We start from the raw sequence: 17,468 nt of genomic DNA on the forward strand, positions 1-17,468 counted from the left end.
GTAATTACTCTATATTGTTAAGGATGATACTTAGTGATTACTCGATTTAAGAGCCCTAAACTCTTTTCGATAGGTTTAGTCGGATTACTCTGTGCGCTAGTGAGCAACACTTGTTTCGCAATGAGCTTTGAACAAGCATGGCTAGAAGTGCTAGAAAAGAACGAAAGCCTCGCCGCGAATAAAGCCAGCGTAGCTCGTTCTGAGGCAATGCGTGATGCCGCCAAAGATTTGTATTTTCCCAAGGTGGACTTAACCGGTAACTATACCCGTTTGGAAAAACCGGTCTCTCTTGACCTAAAAGACTTAGAACCACTCGCGTCTCTAGATTTAAGCGGGCTTGACCCAGCATTAGGGCAAATTCTAGCGCCTTTATTAAACTTACCCACGGTAACAAACTTCACTGAACAAGATATAACTACTAGCTCTATTCGCGCCATTTGGCCTTTATATACCGGTGGTCGCCGTGGCGCCGCTATTGATATTGCTCGCGAGCAGAATATTGAAGCAGGCAAAGTGCTGGCCATGCAACAACAAGCCAAGTTTGAAGACTTAGCCAAAGTGTACTTTGGTGTAGTGCTGGCCGCCCAAGTAGCAGAAACCTACAAAGATGTTGAAGACGGCTTAAAGAAACACCAGCGAAACGCATTAAAACTAGAGCAGCAAGGGCAAATTGCTTATGTTGAGCGGCTGCAAGCCGACGCTTCATTTGATAAAGCGAAAGTCGATACCAAAAAAGCGCTACGCAACTACGAAATAGCCCAACTGGCCTTAAATGAGTTAGTGCATAGCCAACATGCAGTGCAACCCAGCACAAGCTTATTCACCGAAGAGCAGATCCCCGAACTAGAAAGCTTTATGAGTCATACGCTGAATAGTTATCCGGGTTTGGCCATTCTCGACAGTAAATCAGAACAAGCCAAGAAAATGGTCACCATTGCCAAAGGCAGTTATATGCCAGAGGTTTATATGTTTGGTAACTACGATATTTATAAAGGTGATAGTTTAGCCGCTAAATACGCGCCCGACTGGATGGTAGGAGTTGGTGTATCGGTGCCGATTATTGATAACTCTGGACGCTCGGGCAAAGTGCTCGCAGCCAACAGTACCTTAGTGCAAATTGGCTATATTCGGGCTCAAGCCGAACGTGATTTAGGCTTGTTAGTGGAAAAAACCTACCGCGAAGCGGAGCAAGCTTTAGAGGAATATCAAGGCTTGGAATCTACTTTGGCACTGTCGAAAGAAAACTTACGGATCCGCTTAAAAGCCTTTAGCCAAGGTTTGGCTACTTCGCTAGATGTAGTAGACGCCGAGATGTACCAAGCCAGCGTAAAAACGCAGCGCCAGTCGGCTGCTTATCACCATGTTATCGCCTTAGCAAAGCTCACTGCACTCAGTGGTGAAATGGCGCAGTTTTCACAATATTACCGATTTAACTAGGGTTTACTTATTATGCGCAAGCTTTCAGCTGTTTTACCCATTGTTCCGCTTCTGGCTATTATTGCTTGGGTGGCATACTCGTTTTGGCAAGCCTACCAACCTAAACCACAAATCTTACAGGGCCAAATCGAGGCGCAGCAATACAACATATCCTCTAAAGTGGCCGGTCGTATTGATCAAGTATTGGTAAGAAAAGGCGATCAAGTGGAACCGGGTCAATTGATATTTTCTATCACTAGCCCAGAATTAGACGCCAAATTAGAACAAGCAAAAGCCGGACAAGAAGCCGCGTCAGCCATCGCAGAGCAAGCTGAAAACGGCGCGCGCAGCCAAGAAATATCAGCTGCTAAAGATCAGTGGCAAAAAGCACTAGCAGCCTCTAAGTTGGCAGAAAAAACCTACCAGCGAGTAGATAACCTATTTGAAGACGGCGTAGTGTCTGAGCAAAAGCGTGATGAAGCCTATACCCAATGGCAAGCCTCTCGTTATACCGAGAACGCCGCCTCACAAATGTACCAATTGGCGAAAGAAGGCGCCCGTGACGAAACCAAACGCGCAGCGCTAGAGCAAGCTCGCGCAGCTGCTGGAGTAGTTGCCGAGGTGGAAGCCTTTTCTAGCGATACCTTGGTAAAAAGCTGGCATTCCGGCGAAGTGAGCCAGTTGCTACTGCAGACCGGTGAACTGGCTCCTACCGGGTTCCCAGTGGTATCGATTATAGATATGCAAGACGCTTGGTTAGTACTGCATGTGCGAGAAGACCAACTCAGCCAGTTTCAAACTGGCGAGCAATTTGTAGCGAAGTTACCCGCGTTAGACAACCAAGAATTTAAATTTGAAGTGTCTCACGTAGCGGTAATGGGAGACTTTGCCACGTGGCGAGCCACCGACAGCCGTACGGGTTTTGATTTGCGTACCTTTGAGATTGAAGCAAGACCGTTGCAGCAAATTGAGCAGTTGCGGGTAGGCATGAGTGCCATTGTAGCGCTTGAGCAATAAACCATGCCACATACCGATGACTCAAGCCTTAGCCTAAGGCAGTTAGTTGCCCAGCAATGGGCATTGCTGCGCGATAACCGTTGGTTAATGGCCATGCTAACTTGGCTGCCTTTACTGGCTTTTGTTGGCGTGTGGTGGGTATTTTCCTCAGGGTTAACCCGAGATTTAGATATTGCGGTGGTGGATCACGACCACAGCCAGCTATCGCGTAGTTTAATTCGTCATTACGATGCCAGCCCCACCTTAAAAGTCGTCAGTGTAAGCGGCGAACCGGAAGCGCGTTCGTTGCTACGAACTGGCGAAGTATCTGCCTTAGTCATTATTCCCAGAGATTTAGAGAAACACACCAAGCTTGCCCATGCCCCAACAGTAGCGGCGTATTACAACAGCCAATTTATGGTACTGGGTAAACAAATTAACTCTGCGTTGCGCCAAAGCCACGGTACGTTTAGTGCCAAAGTTGAAGTGGCGCGGGCACTTAGCCACGGCAATACTCAAATACTACAAGCGCTAGGCTCAGCCTTACCCATACGTAACCAGATTAGTGCTTTGTATAATGGTAATAGCAATTATGCCCAGTTTATTGTGTCGGCTGCACTGCCTGCCTTTTGGCAAATTTTGATCATGGCAGTAATGATTTTAGTCTTAGGGGCGGAACTGCGTGACCATAGCTACAAAGCCTGGTTAGCCAAACAAGCTTGGCAAAAAATCACCGTAAAGTTACTGTTTTTTGGTAGCCTACTGTGGTTGCAAGGGGTCTTGTTATGCACCTTAATGTTCCACGGTTTTGATTGGCCAATGCGCGGTTCATGGAGTGTATTATTGCTCGCACTACTGCTATGTGTGGTCGCTTCTCAAGCAATAGCGTTAATCTTTATGCTGTTGTTTCAAGATGTTGCCCGAGCATTGAGTTTTGCCGGGGCGCTTACGGCACCGAGCTTCGCGTTTATGGGAGTGACTTTTCCGGTTAGCGACATGCCTTGGTTTGCCCAGTTTTGGCGACAACTTATCCCAATTACCCATTACATTGAAACCCAAGTTTCGCAAGCTAACTATGGTGCCAGTGCCTTGCAATCATTACCTTCTTTACAGGCTTTATTGTTATTTACCGTCACGTTTATTAGTGCCGCTTGGCTGATTCGAATTCGCTTTACGCAACCAGGCACTCAGGAGCTACGGTCATGAGTTGGTGGGTATTACTGCGTTTAGAACTGCGCCGAATTTTGGCCAATCGAGCCTTGTTGTTAACAGTAGTTGGAGGCTTGCTGCTCTATGCTTTTTTGTATCCGCAACCCTATATAAAACAAACACCCCTGCAACAACCGATCACCGTTATTAATGCCGATGGTAGCCAATTAAGCCGCCAGCTCATCCGTATGGTAAACGCCAGCCCTTTGCTAGAAGTCACCAGCCAAGTCGCCAGTATTGAGCAGGCTCAACAGCTATTGGTTGAACGCAAAGTAGGAGGCTTGCTAGTGATCCCAGAGAACTTTTATCGCGATGTACTACTGGGTCGCTCACCCACTCTCTCTTATGCCGGTGATGCCTCTTACTTCTTAGTTTATGGCACTATTGTGCAGGGCTTGGCGGAAACGTCGGCCACCTTGGCAGCCCAGGTTAAAGTCGCCAAAATGGTGGTCGATGGCGTGCCTATATCTCTTGCTAGCCAGCTGCATTCACCCTTACAGCTCAGCACCAACGCAGCCTTTAATGCTCATCAAGGTTACTTGGATTACGTTATTCCTGCGGTATTTATTGTAATACTGCATCAAACCTTGTTGATTGCCATAGGCTTACACGCCAGCCCGACCAAGCCAGCAATAAAACCAAATTTAGTTCGCTTTTTTCCGGCGTGGAAAATAGTTGTAGTTCGCAGCTTATTGTTTGTGGCGATTTACTGGCTAATGAGCAGCTTTTACATTGGTGTAGTATTGGATTATTACGGCGTACATCACTGGGCGAATGTGGCTGATATTTACAAACTATTGCTGCCATTTTTGCTAGCCGCCAGCGGTTTAGCCATGTGCATCGCCAGCTTGCTGCCTAAAAGAGATTACGCCACTATCGTTGGCTTAATGACTTCACTTCCCATTGTGTTCGCCTGTGGCTTTATTTGGCCTTTGAGCTCCATTCCCATGCCTATCAATATTATTGCGGATTTAATTCCGGCCAAACCGATGGTATTGGGCATGCTAAAAATGAATCAGATGGGAGCAAGCTTTAGCGAGGTTCAACATCACTTCACTCACCTATGGTCATTGGCAGGCTGTTACTTTGCTTTGGCTGTCGCGATGATTTATTGGCAATCGACGTCACCCCCTAAGGTAGATGCAGCCAAATCAGCATTGCCTTCTTCACTCTCAGAGTGAAAACGGCATGGAATAAGTCGGTATTTGAACTGAGCTGAAAATAAGACAATTCAAGAGCTTATACTTCTAACGTAAATAGAACCTAGCAATACGCGGGCAGATCACAAAGAACATACACAAAAGTAACAAATCATCAATGTTCGTCACAGATCCATTTGCTCAATCTGTAAACAATTGTGGCCAAGGTTTATCGTTTACTGGTAGAGCAATTAGCTCGCACCTTGCAGTTTGGCATTTTGCCGGCTGTGCGTGCGATTAGGCTGTCAGCCTAACGCATCAGTGACTAACATTGGATGGTGGGAATACTATGGAACAGTTTTATTTTACTTATTACGTAAACCTTTTTGCTAGAAAAGCGAATAAGCTTAACAAGAGAAAGGTACATTCTTAGATTGCTCTCAGTCTAAAGTAAAAAGCCAGTCTCTTTAGAGTACTGGCTTTTTTTAGGCCTATAGTTACTCACCAAAATTCACCAGCACAGTTAAACCCGGCTGATTACTTTGCAGCTTCACCTCACCTTCGTGTAAACGAATAATCGCCCTCACTAAGGGTAAACCTAAGCCATAACCGGGGCTGTTTCTGCTGCTTTCTAAACGGTATAAACGCTGAAATACTTTGTCGGTTTCAGACTCAGGAATACCGGGGCCATTGTCGCTAAGCGAAAAACCCGTAGCGTTAACTGTTAGTTTAATTTGGCTTTGCTCTCCAGCATATTTACTGGCGTTTTCTAGCAAGTTGTAAATAGCACGAAATAGCAAGGTAGCGTCACCTAGCAATTTACACGCTTGCTTAATCTCTACATTAAGCACTTGATTGCGCTGTTGAGCTAGCGGTTGAATCAGCTCAATGGCGTCTTCAGCAATATTGGCTAAGTCTAGCTGCTTAAAATTAGCTTTTTGCTGCTGTTGTTCCAAACGAGTGAGCTCTAACATGGCAGTAAAAGTAGCTAATATACCGTCTAGTTCGGCTAACATGCTGCTAAGTTGCTCGCTAGTTACATGCTGCTTTTTAGCATCTAATTGCGCTTGTTCCAAACGTAACCTTAACCGCCCTAAAGGAGTACGTAGATCGTGAGCAATGGCATCAGTGACTCCAGTAATGGCATCAAAGGAGTGTTCGACTTGCAGCAACATTTTGTTGATATGAGTTGCCATGTGATCAAACTCATCATTGCGTTTGCTTAATGGCACTCGCGCACTCAATTCGCCCGCTTCAACCTTAAGCGCAATCTCGTTGATGCTATTCACTCGGCGCAATACTTGAGCAGAAAAGAACCAGCCGGTAATCAGCCCCAAAGCTAGGGCAAGTGCTAAGGCAGCAACGCTGGCTTGAATAAATTGCTCACGTAAATCAAACAGGGCTTCGTCATCGGTAGCCACCAGCAAGCGGCCATTGTTGAGGCTTTGTACACAACCGGAAAATAGCCGAATTTCATTGTAATTATAAACAGGAAAGCGCGCTATTTGCGGGCAGGCAGTCACTCGTTTAGGAATAGTAGCCAAGCGACCATAGGTGGTGTGGTTATCGCTGTAGGCCATAATAAACTGGCGCGATTGTTCGGCTTGTTGCTCAAACTGACGAATAAAATCAGCTTGGCTAAGTTCTTCGGCCAATACTTGTTGCTGTTGTTGCAATTGATTGAGCTGCAGAGTTTGGCTGCGGCCGAGCTGACCAACGCTAAGTTGGTAAAGTACCCACAGCAATATGCCAACCACCAGCATGAGCAGCCCCGTATAGAGCCGAGTTAAGCGCCAAACTGAGCTCGCTTGGTGGTTATTTCGCCACCATCCGGTAACCCACGCCACGTACGGTTTCAAGTAGTGGGTTATGGCCATCAAGTTCTACCTTTTTTCTTAAGCGCGCAACATGCACATCAATAACATTGGTTTGTGGATCAAAATCGTAATCCCATACCGCCTCAAACAATAAAGTGCGGGTAACCACTTGACCAGCGTGTTCCATTAAATAACGCAACAGCTTAAATTCTTTAGGTTGCAGTACAATCTCTTGCTGGCCACGCCAAACCTGTCTAGCCAATAAATCCATGCTGAGATCGGCCACCTGTAATTTGTTAGATTGCGGCTCTGCTTGGCCACGCTGTCGCTGTAAGAGAATCTCTATTCTCACCAGTAACTCAGCCAAAGCAAAGGGTTTAACTAAGTAGTCGTCTCCACCCTCTCGTAAACCTTTGACCCGTTCATCTACACTGTCTAAAGCACTCAAGATCAGCACAGGCAAGGTTTTGTTGGCATTGCGCAGCGTAGACAACACCGTTAAACCATCGAGCTTAGGTAGCATTCTGTCTAGTACCAGTAGCTGGTAGTTATGCTCTAAAGCGAGAAACAGCCCATCTTGGCCATCACTCGCCACATCTACCTGATAGCCTTGCTCAGTTAAGGCTCGCTGCAAAAACTGCTGAGTCGTTAAGTCATCTTCTATAACTAATATTCGCACTCGATTTGGCCTATAGCTAGATAAAAACAAGGTTGGCACTTGGCCAACCGTAGCATTAAGAACTTAGTGCTTAAGCACTGGAATGGTCTCGCCAGTAACAACGTCTACTATCACGCGTTGTTTACCCTGTTGACCTAATAATTTGAACTTGTAAAAGGTAATGCCCTTTTCGTTTTCTAGTTCAAACTCCAATACTTGCGCTTGGTACTTATCATTTAACATGGCAATGGTTTGTTGCAGTGAAAGTTCTGACTCCGCTACTTGCTCCAAGGCCAAACGCTCATCATCGTCTATTTTACTCACACCTAATATGGTCAGTTTACTGCTTTCATTTTTAAGCATTTCGCCATCACTAAGGCTTAGCTTAAGTTTGTGTTGTTGCTCTTGCGCTAAGTTAATCACGTCCACTTCGTAAACCGCTTGGCCTTTATAGTCGTCCAGCTCAAGCTCGGTGATATGGCCTGGGTAAGTGGTGTTAACCTTTTCAATGGCTTGCTCTAAGCTAAAGCCCGCTTTTTTAAGCGCTAGCGCTGATAAGGCATCATCGTCGGCAATCGCTGCGGTTGAGGTTAACGCTACGGCAGCAGCAACACATAATTTTTTCGAGAATTTAATTGGCAGTTTCATTCGGTAATCCTATTTGCTTAATTGACGCTAAGCAGTTTATAAAACCGCGCCTTACCACAAGGTGGCTGCAACATTACATTTTGTTCATCTTAATTAAAACAAGCGAATAACATTAGAACAATGATGAGTAAGCGCCTAATGCACTTATTCAACCACAAGCTGATGAGAAGATAAATAATCAATGGAAGCAAACACTTGTGCTAGGTTGCCAATTAGTTTTTAACCAACGGTTCGGCTGTTAGCTTACGCAGCACAGCGGCTAAACTATCGGCAATGCCTCGATGTTTATCGTGTAAATAATGATACACCGGAATAGCATCTAAGCTGGGTGACAGCATTTTTATTTGTTTGTGCCAATATTTTTTAACCACATACTCGCCAATCGATTGTGGCAGAATAACTACGTCAACCCGCCCTCTGCCTAACATGGTGAGAGCCTGATGAGCATCACTAAAGAAGACTGTGCTGACGTGATTTTCTAGTTTAACTTCTAAGAACAGATGACCACGAACCCCAGCGACCTGATAACCCTGCAAATCTTCCCATTGTGAAATATCTATCTCTTCGCGTTTTACAAACGCCGCAATATTAATGTAAGCCAATGGCACGGGAATCATTAAGTGATGAGGTAAATAACTGGCGACATACTCGGTTCGAGCTAACTCGGCATCAATGCCAAAATTGTTCTTAGCTTGATACAAAGAACGCTTGGCTGGCATAGGAATTATCTCTACCTGATAACCCAGTTCGGCGTAAGCGTTGCTCACTAACTCGCTCACGTTGGGAAGAGCCGCTATGGTTTCTACTGTTGAAATACGAAGGCTTGGCCCCGCATGAAGCTTAACGCTTATTAACATCAGCATTACCAGTACAATCATTTTCATGCTATTTCCTTAGTCCCTAAAGGAGAGCAATAACTGACAATATACTTTTTAGTGTAGTTGATGTTGCGATGTTTCAAACCTTCAAATTAACTCATTTGAAGGTTTGCAGGCCTCACTTAAGCTTCAATATCTACGCTTCAATCATTTAACCTTTCGGTAAGCATTTGAATTAATGGCTGATTCGATTTATCGGTTTGCGGAAGACTGCCAAAGCCAAAATATAAACCAAAAGGATCTTCGTGATAGGTATGCAAATTAAAATGGGTTTGATAACTGTCAGCTACATCTAATACATCACTCACCCACTGTAAGCCGCCCGCTTGGTCTTTAAAACACGCAGCGATACAGCCAAACTCACCTAAATATAAAGGCACTTTTTGTTCCATTCCCCATTGCTCGATAGGTCGTATTATTTCGGCTATCAGGGCTTTATCCCAAGGTAAAATAGCGTTAACACCGGTTTGGAAGTCTAAGCGCGCTTGCACATGAGCCGCGCTCCCTGCATTACTGGTTTTGGCCCAGGCGGAGATTTGGTAATAATGGCCTAGGGTTGGCACAATAAACTGCTGGGAACTGCCGCTGTTAGCATCACCACTGGTATTGCTAATCTGAATGGCATCTTCGCCTTCTAAAATGCGCGACCTCGAAGCGCCTTTATTTTTAGCTGCCCAAAAGTACCAGTTTGAATGTTGGCTTAAATCCACCTCAATGTGCCGCAGTACTTGCTCACCATCAGCGGCGTATTCAGTAATGGTTACCTGTTTAAACCAAGTATCTCCTGCATTGTTAGCAGAGACTAAAGCTGGATACATTAACTCTACTTTGGGGTCTGTAAGTGCAAACTTGTGCCCCTGCAAATACTGCCAATCTGCATTGTGCTCGCTCAATCTAGGATTATTGAAATAGGCGTCGTACCAGTGCGGCGAACCGATAACTTTAACGCGCTCAGGATCAGGATATTGGGCTGGTGCTTGAAATTGGCTCAACCAAGAAGCTTGCTGATGGGTGTAATCAATCGGCTCATAAAAGTGATACTGATAAACAATATTGGGGTCGTCTAGCTTAAAGAAGTTTTGTTGCTGATCGATCTGCCATTTGCCTTGCACCGCTAATAAGCGTTCTACAAACACAATATGCTCGGGATTTACTTGGCGAATCGCCGCAAGCGCTGTAGTGGCCAAATCCACCCATTGTTGTTTACTGCGGCTAGTAATGGGTTCATTCAATAAATCTAGGCCAGCAATATTAGGATGGCCTCGATAACGTTTGGCAATGGCTTGCCACAAACTCACCAGCCGTTGTTGGTTTTCTGCTTGCTCCCATAAGGCATCACCGCCACCTAAAGACTGAAAGCCACCCTGCGGTACATGCATATTTAGCACTAAATAGATGCCGTGTTTTTCAGCCCACTCTAGGTTTTGATCTAACCAATCCCAACCCGCTTGATGATATTGATAAGGTGCAGAGTCACTTTCAAAGGTTTGGTAGTTTAGGTAAAAGCGAATGCTGTTAAAACCCATTGCCTTAACGCGTTCAAAGTCTTGTTCGTTATGATGTTTGTTAGGAATATGGGTATTCGCCCATACCTCGTTGCCAAAAGCGACGCCCTTTAAACGCACTTTTTCACCTTTACCGTTAACGATAAAGCGCCCCTCAACCTGTAAGCGTAATTGCGGGTCGTAATCGGCCAGTGGGCGGTAAACGCTCACATTTTGCAGCGCTTGTTGTTGAGTAACAGAACTAGAACTACACGCCCAAAGGCTAATCAGTATGGAGAGAATAAACACTCCGTGAAAACAACGCATTACGAGTCCTTAGTGCAAAAGTTTAAGTCTGTAACCAAAACTATACCTAGCCCGCTATGATAAAAACCCAAGCCAGTTCACTGAACAAAATCTTGGCGATATTTCGTAATTAAAAACCGGTTTTTTGCAAAGCTGTGAACACAATAATAACGAGGGAATATATGCAGATTGAGGCTAAATCACCATCAAGCCCCAAGCTAAGGGATTGCAAGGCGTTACCCACTGAGTCTTTTCGTTAGCAAATGATAAAACCAGCCGCACAATAGATTCTTCAGGTTTAACAATCACTTCCTAAGCCTATATAGAGTCACTAACGTCCGAAAAATTTAAAATGGGAAAGCATCTCTATTGTGTGGTGTGATTCAATTTTAATTGTTACATTATCACACTGTTTTATTTTCACATTGCTCATGTTTTGCGCTATTTCCATTCTCTTCAATTAAATAAGCTGCTATTGCTGGCCATGCTCACACTCCCTTTAGGGCTGAGTACCGTGTCGCTTATGCATTCAATGGAAATGGAACATGAGGCTCACGAGCATCATCAATGTGAAATGTATGAAGCAATTAACAATGCCGTGAACGCAGCGGCAACACTGGAGTATCGTTCAGATAAAGCCCAGTGTTATCAGACGTTTGAACCACAAGCTATAGCATTCATCTCAAAAGAACTTCCTCGTACTCGGTCTCCTCCTAGCGTTACTTAAGCTTCAAATACAATTTTTCTATCCCATTTTTATAACGCTAATTAACATCGTTAGGATTTGTTATGACCGAACTATCGTACGCTTCTATCAATAAAAAGAAGAAGCTTAAACGTGGCATTTTAGTTGCCACGGTTATCGCAGTGGGTGCAGTTATCGCATTTACCGCTACCCAAAAATCATCAGACCAAACTGTTCCAACTAAAGCCAATACCCTCTCCATCAGTGGACCTTGGGAAATATCCAGCTTAGATCCGTCTAAGCAAGGCTACATTTTGACGCGGATGCAAGTGATTGAAACCTTGCTAAACATAAATAGCAAAGGGCTTATCACCGCTGGTTTAGCGACCGAGTGGCGCAGTAGTGAAGACGGCCTGACATGGCAGTTGAGCCTGCGTAAAGGTGTAACTTTTCATGATGGTCTGCCAATGGATGCTGACTCAGTAGTACAAAGCCTAGAGTTTGCACAGAGTAAACACGGCACCTTAAATAAGGCCGAAGTGGTAAGTATAAAAGCGCTAAACAATGAACAAATTAGCATTGAGTTAGCTAAGCCTTATGCTGCGTTTGCTTCACTGCTAACCAACTATTCCAATGCAATTTTATCTCCCGCGTCTTACAAACAAGATGGTGCAGTTGAGACACTCTTTGGCTCAGGGCCTTACCAAATGAGTAGCTTTGCACCGCCACATCAGCTAACAGTGAAGAAATTTGACAACTACTGGGGACAAAAACCAAGCATTGAGTTTGCGACCTATTTGACCGGACATAGGGCTGAAAGCCGGATTCTCCAAGCTAAATCAGGTGAGGCAGATATCGTATTCACCCTCGAACCATCAATGCTGGGGCAATTGGATGGCTCAAATGAAGTGCAGCTCTATAGCCATTTGGTGCCGCGTACCATGTTCATTAAATTAAATGCTGCGCATCCAATCTTGGATGACATACAAGTACGTAAAGCCTTAAGTATGGGACTAAACCGCGCAGCCATTGCGACTAACGTGCTTGGCTCTGAAGGCTCGGAAACCTCGCAATTGATGCCCAGTTCAATGTCACAGTGGTTTGTTGAAGGTATCGAAACCAATGGCTACAACCTAGAGCAAGCACGAGACATTTTGGCTGACCTAGGTTGGCAACAGGGTGACTCTGGCATGCTTGAGCGTGATGGCACCCCATTTAAATTAACCATGATTACTTACGCTGATCGCCCCGAGCTAACCACTGTTGCTACCGCAATTCAGGCCCAGTGGGCTAAATTGGGGGTAGAGCTTAAGGTGGATATTACTAACTCAAGTATGATTCCTGCAGGCCATAAAGACGGCTCGTTAGAAATGGCATTAATCGCCCGTAACTTTGGTTTTAGTGGTGACCCTCTTCCTATTATGAGTACTGATTTCGCCCATGGTGGCGGTGATTGGGGAACCATGAATTGGAACAATGCGGAGGTGGATAGTGCCATTACGGAATTGGTGGGCTCGCAAGATCCTGAGCGTTCTTTAGAGCTCAGCCAACAGGTTGCCGCCACAATTTATAACGAGTATCCGGTATTGCCAATATCCAGTTATAGCCAACACACATCGGTTAATAAGCGCGTTAAAAACTTCCAATTCGACCCGTTTGAGCGCGATTACTTCATTAACCAGATGGAGATTAAATAATGATATGGGAGCTTCTTCGGAAGCGCCTTTACCAATTAGTGTTGGTGGCGTGGGGAGTAGGCACACTAACCTTTGTGTTAATGCGCAGCCTACCGGGCGATATGGCTTACCGCATTGCGGCAAGCCGCTACGGTCAAGACAATGTCGATTCGGCTGCCGCTGAATTAGTCCGACAAGAACTCAACTTAGACCAAGGTTGGCTCTCAAGTTATGTGAATTGGTTGTTCGAGTTATTACAGTTTAACTTGGGGAACTCTCTGGTGAGCGGTTTGCCGGTGAGTGAAACCGTGCTACATCAGCTCGGTCACTCGCTGCTGTTAGCGGGCTTTGGCATTGCATTATCAATTTGTATTGCACTGCCTCTTGGTACTTGGTCAGCCAAAAAGGGAGGGCTAGTAAATTCAATAATGGTGTGGTTTTCCACTTGCACCCGAGCCATGCCTGTTTTTGTTCTTGGCTTAATTTTAATCCTGCTTTTTGCCTTGGAATGGCCACTGTTTCCGGTGGCGGGTTTTGGAACTTGGCAACACTTGGTGCTTCCAAGCATTACTCTTGCCATTAGCTTAGCTGCGGTGTCTAACCGGGTGGTGTATGGCAGTGTGCGTAGAGTATTACGCTCGCCCTTTTACCAGTTTTCTCGGGTTAAAGGTTTAAGTGAGCGACAAACCTTCTTCCGTCATGGCATGCGCAATATGGCGGTGCCCATCGTTGCCTTTATTGGGATTCAATTGGTCAGTGTTATCGAAGGTATTGTGATGATTGAATCACTGTTCTCATGGCCAGGTGTAGGGCATGGTTTAGCCCATGCAATCTTTGCTCGTGATATTCCAGTTATTCAAGGCTGTGCTTTAACCATGGGTGTTCTGTTTGTGGTGCTGAATGGCATTATCGATCTGCTGTGTTATTGGATTGACCCTAGAGGGGAGCAAGAACAATGATTAAGTCATTAAGCTTGAACCAAAAATTAGGGCTAACGCTTTTACTGGGGTTATTTGCTTTTGCTGTGCTGGTGGGTGGTTTCTCGCCCTATACCATCGATGAGCAAAATCTCTCTATTCGCCTTATAACGCCTAACAGCGACCACTGGTTTGGCACAGACCATTTTGGTCGCGACATGATGACAAGGCTAGCCAGCGCCATTGTATTGTCATTTAGTTTAGGTGTGTTCTGCGTACTCACCTCATCTATTCTAGGGGTGACTCTAGGTGTATGCTCCGCATGGGCTGGCGGCCGCGTAGAACAAAGCTTAGATGTACTGGTAAACATACTGTTGGCCTTACCTGGCTTGGTATTGGTGTTATTGCTATCAGCAATTGCTCCAGGGTCATTTGTGGTGCTGTATTTTGCGATTTCTTTGGTGCAGTGGGTGGAATATTATCGCGTCACTCGCGCAATAACCCGTACCTTAATGGACAGCCCTGAGCGCCAAGTATCAGTAATGATGGGCTTTGGGAAATGGTATCAATTTAAGCGCCATATATGGCCAGCCATCTCTTCCTCAGTATTCACCATGGCAGCCTTTGGTGGTGCCAATGCCATCTTAATGATGGCCTCTCTTGGCTTTGTTGCGGTAGGTATTCAACCACCATTGGCCGAGTTAGGTTTGATGAGTGTTGAGCTATTCCCATTTTATGTTGAAGCGCCTTGGGTATTAATGCAGCCGCTTATTGTGGTGGCATTGCTAGTACTAGGCTTTCATTTGTTAGCAGGAGCGAGTCGTGAATCTCTTAATTCAACTCACTGATCTATCGATCAATGCAAAAGAGCTTGAGCTCCTTCAACCGCTTTCACTGAGTCTTTACCAAGATAAACCTTTAACTATTCTTGGCCAAACGGGATCAGGCAAGAGCTTGTTGGCACAGGCGATTATTGGCCTACTCCCCAACGAACTGAGCCAACAGGGCCAAGTGGAAGTGTTTGGTAAATTACACGACCGCGGCTCTTTAGTTAGCTTATGGGGTAAAGAGGTGATTATGTTGCCGCAAGAGCCATGGCGAGCGCTAGACCCTTTGATGCCAGCTTACCAGCAAGTGTTAGAGGTGTATGAGTGTTTACATGGTTTAACTCATGAGCAGGCGTTTAACCAAGCGATGGATGATTTAGATAAGGTCGATCTGAAATCAAGCGCCTCGAAAAGACCGGGCCAATTATCTGGAGGCATGGCGCAACGCTTAGCGGTAACAGCCGCAACTGCAGGTGGTGCTAAGCTGATTTTAGCTGATGAGCCAACTAAAGGTTTGGACGTAAGTCGCCGTAATGACATAGTTCAATTACTGTTGCAAAGCGCTCAAGGTGGCGGTTTGCTCACCATTACTCATGATATTGAGGTGGCAAGGCAAATCGGTGGCGACATCATAGTGATGAAAGAAGGTGTTGTAGTTGAGCAAGGCAGTGCAGAACAAGTGCTGAATCAACCCGAGCATTCTTACACACAATCACTTATCGGTGCTGACCCTCGGCATTGGGATCAACGTACTAAGGGCTTGATAGATAAAAAGCCGGTGCTAAGTGCGACAAGCCTGGCGATTGGGCGTAACGGACAAGCACTGTCTGCAGGCATTGATTTTACCATTCATGCAGGCGAAGTGGTGGGTGTGGTTGGAGATAGTGGCAGTGGTAAAAGTACGCTGGGTGACACCCTGTTAAATTTGCTACCACCGATTAGTGGCAAGGTAAACAAACGGGTATCACAGGCCAAGCCTTACCAGTGGCTAAAGCTATTTCAAGATCCGCCAGCGGCTTTTACTTCAAGCGTAAGCCTCGGCGTATTGTTAGAAGATGTCATAAATTTGCATCAGATTGATAGAGCGCGAATTGCACCGTTGATGAACAAGCTCAAGCTAGCACCAGAATTGCTAGCACGCAGAAGTACCGAGGTCTCTGGAGGAGAGTTGCAACGCTTTGCTATATTACGTGCTCTGCTACTCGACCCGATATTTTTGTTTGCCGATGAGCCAACATCACGGCTCGACCCTATCATCGCAAAAGAAGTCACAGATTTGCTGGTAAACCTCGCTAAAGAAAAGGGTTGTGCCTTGCTTCTGGTGAGTCATGACCCACACATGATAGAGAAGCGCTGCGATACGGTGGTGCAATTGAAGTAGACCACAATAGAAGGCCGTTACTCCCTAATGACCTTCTTTTAAGTTTATCAATCGGATCCAATACCTAAATCAAATTAGTTCGAGCAAGCAGGAAATTGATGCCAGCAAAAATAAAGCCGACTTATTAGTCGGCTTTTTTAATCGAAAGTGTAAATACTAGGCTTTTTCTAAGGCTTGGCTTACATCGTTAATGATATCGCCGATGTTTTCGATACCTACCGAAATGCGCACTAAATCTGAGCTAACACCTGCTTTCGCCAGCTCTTCTTCATTTAGTTGGCGGTGAGTCGTTGAAGCTGGGTGGCAAGCTAATGACTTGGCGTCGCCTATGTTCACCAAACGTAAAATCATTTGTAGAGCATCAATAAATCTACCGCCGGCTTCTTTACCGCCTTTAATACCAAAGCTCAAAATGCCAGAGGCTTTACCACCAGCGATTTTTTGGCAAACCTCATTATAAGGGCTAGTAGGCAGAGCAGCGTAGTTTACCCATTCCACTTTTGGATGTTGCTTTAAGTACGCCGCTAAGCTTTCGGCATTTTCACAATGGCGCTCCATGCGTAAACCCAGTGTTTCTAAACCTTGGAGAATTTGAAAAGCATTCATAGGGGAAATAGCCGCTCCCGTATTACGCAGCGGCACCACCCGACAACGCCCAATATATGCGGCAGGGCCAAGCGCTTCGGTGTACACCACACCATGGTAAGACGGATCAGGCTCATTCAAAATCTTAAAGCGCTCTTTATTGGCAACCCAATCAAACTTACCTGAGTCCACAATAATGCCGCCAATTGAAGTGCCGTGGCCACCAATGTATTTAGTCAGCGAGTGGATAACAATATCGGCACCTAGCTCGATAGGGCGGCACAAAAATGGTGTAGCAACAGTGTTGTCTACCATAAGTGGAACGCCATGCTTTTTGGCAATTTCCGCTAGTTTAATCAAGTCAACAACATTACCTGCTGGGTTACCGATAGATTCACAGAAAATGGCGCGAGTATTTTCATCAATCGCGGCTTCAAAACCCGCATAATCATCAGCCGACACCATGCGAACATCAATGCCCTGTTTAGGGAAGGTATGGGCAAATAGGTTATAGGTGCCACCGTACACTTGGCTGGTGCTAACGATATTCGTACCTACTTCACAGATACATTGAATGGCATACGTAATTGCTGCCATGCCAGAGGCCAAGGCTAAGCCGGCAATGCCACCTTCCATTGCTGCAACTCTTTGCTCCAGCACATCAGTGGTAGGGTTCATAATTCGCGTATAAATATTGCCAGGTACCTTCAAATCGAAGAGATCTGCGCCGTGCTGAGTATCGTCAAAGGTATAAGACGTGGTTTGGTAAATCGGCACTGCCGCAGCTTTGGTGGTGGCTTCTGATTCATAGCCGTGGTGAAGTGCTAAAGACTCTAATTTCATTGC

14 protein-coding genes are annotated in these 17,468 nt (G+C 45.5%); 8 read left to right on the forward strand and 6 right to left on the reverse strand.

The window, feature by feature from the left end; translation table 11 throughout:
* The first annotated feature begins 120 nt into the window (after positions 1-120).
* The 4 genes from FFR00_RS06290 to FFR00_RS06305 are packed head-to-tail and all read left to right on the forward strand — an operon-like array spanning position 121 to position 4,802.
* Positions 121-1,437 (forward strand): TolC family protein, encoded by a 1,317-nt coding sequence (locus FFR00_RS06290; RefSeq protein ID WP_235836171.1) that lies wholly within the window; start codon positions 121-123, stop codon positions 1,435-1,437.
* 12 nt (positions 1,438-1,449) lie between these two features.
* On the forward strand, positions 1,450-2,433 hold the full coding sequence (locus FFR00_RS06295; RefSeq protein WP_137672527.1) for an HlyD family secretion protein: 984 nt from the start codon (positions 1,450-1,452) through the stop codon (positions 2,431-2,433).
* Between the two features lie 3 nt (positions 2,434-2,436).
* Positions 2,437-3,618 carry an ABC transporter permease gene (locus FFR00_RS06300; protein ID WP_137672528.1) on the forward strand — a complete coding sequence of 394 codons (1,182 nt, stop codon included), beginning with the start codon at positions 2,437-2,439 and terminating at the stop codon, positions 3,616-3,618.
* The gene (locus tag FFR00_RS06305) at positions 3,615-4,802 is read left to right on the forward strand and encodes an ABC transporter permease (protein ID WP_137672529.1); all 1,188 of its coding nucleotides are present in this window, start codon (positions 3,615-3,617) and stop codon (positions 4,800-4,802) included. The genes FFR00_RS06300 and FFR00_RS06305 overlap by 4 nt, the downstream gene beginning before the upstream one ends.
* A gap of 455 nt (positions 4,803-5,257) precedes the next feature.
* On the opposite strand, the gene FFR00_RS06310 is transcribed toward FFR00_RS06305, so the two are convergent.
* The 5 genes from FFR00_RS06310 to FFR00_RS06330 form a co-directional block, all read right to left on the reverse strand.
* The gene (locus tag FFR00_RS06310; protein WP_137672530.1) at positions 5,258-6,637 is read right to left on the reverse strand and encodes a HAMP domain-containing sensor histidine kinase; all 1,380 of its coding nucleotides are present in this window, start codon (positions 6,635-6,637) and stop codon (positions 5,258-5,260) included.
* Positions 6,576-7,256 carry a response regulator transcription factor gene (locus FFR00_RS06315; RefSeq protein ID WP_137672531.1) on the reverse strand — a complete coding sequence of 227 codons (681 nt, stop codon included), beginning with the start codon at positions 7,254-7,256 and terminating at the stop codon, positions 6,576-6,578. The genes FFR00_RS06310 and FFR00_RS06315 overlap by 62 nt, the downstream gene beginning before the upstream one ends.
* A 63-nt stretch (positions 7,257-7,319) precedes the next feature.
* Entirely contained in the window at positions 7,320-7,883 is a 564-nt protein-coding gene (locus FFR00_RS06320; RefSeq protein WP_137672532.1) for a PepSY domain-containing protein, read from the reverse strand.
* A gap of 212 nt (positions 7,884-8,095) precedes the next feature.
* Positions 8,096-8,767 carry an ABC transporter substrate-binding protein gene (locus tag FFR00_RS06325; RefSeq protein ID WP_137672533.1) on the reverse strand — a complete coding sequence of 224 codons (672 nt, stop codon included), beginning with the start codon at positions 8,765-8,767 and terminating at the stop codon, positions 8,096-8,098.
* A 137-nt stretch (positions 8,768-8,904) separates the two neighbouring features.
* Entirely contained in the window at positions 8,905-10,572 is a 1,668-nt protein-coding gene (locus FFR00_RS06330) for a cellulase family glycosylhydrolase (protein ID WP_137672534.1), read from the reverse strand.
* A gap of 768 nt (positions 10,573-11,340) precedes the next feature.
* Between FFR00_RS06330 and FFR00_RS06340 the strand changes: the two genes are divergently transcribed.
* Genes FFR00_RS06340 through FFR00_RS06355 form a run of 4 tightly spaced genes read left to right on the forward strand, consistent with a single transcriptional unit; the run spans position 11,341 to position 16,037 of the window.
* Positions 11,341-12,933: an ABC transporter substrate-binding protein gene (locus FFR00_RS06340; RefSeq protein ID WP_137672536.1), complete on the forward strand. Its 1,593-nt coding sequence runs from the start codon at positions 11,341-11,343 to the stop codon at positions 12,931-12,933.
* Complete coding sequence (locus FFR00_RS06345; protein ID WP_201798705.1) at positions 12,933-13,871, forward strand: ABC transporter permease; 939 nt, start codon at positions 12,933-12,935, stop codon at positions 13,869-13,871. The genes FFR00_RS06340 and FFR00_RS06345 overlap by 1 nt, the downstream gene beginning before the upstream one ends.
* Complete coding sequence (locus tag FFR00_RS06350) at positions 13,868-14,677, forward strand: ABC transporter permease (protein WP_137672537.1); 810 nt, start codon at positions 13,868-13,870, stop codon at positions 14,675-14,677. The genes FFR00_RS06345 and FFR00_RS06350 overlap by 4 nt, the downstream gene beginning before the upstream one ends.
* The gene (locus tag FFR00_RS06355; RefSeq protein WP_137672538.1) at positions 14,652-16,037 is read left to right on the forward strand and encodes an ABC transporter ATP-binding protein; all 1,386 of its coding nucleotides are present in this window, start codon (positions 14,652-14,654) and stop codon (positions 16,035-16,037) included. Before FFR00_RS06350 ends, FFR00_RS06355 begins: the two co-directional genes overlap by 26 nt.
* 156 nt (positions 16,038-16,193) lie before the next feature.
* On the opposite strand, the gene FFR00_RS06360 is transcribed toward FFR00_RS06355, so the two are convergent.
* The gene (locus FFR00_RS06360) at positions 16,194-17,465 is read right to left on the reverse strand and encodes an O-acetylhomoserine aminocarboxypropyltransferase/cysteine synthase family protein (protein WP_137672539.1); all 1,272 of its coding nucleotides are present in this window, start codon (positions 17,463-17,465) and stop codon (positions 16,194-16,196) included.
* Between the last annotated feature and the right edge of the window lie 3 nt (positions 17,466-17,468).

The organism is Agarivorans sp. Toyoura001 (assembly GCF_005405585.1).
Classification (GTDB): domain Bacteria; phylum Pseudomonadota; class Gammaproteobacteria; order Enterobacterales; family Celerinatantimonadaceae; genus Agarivorans.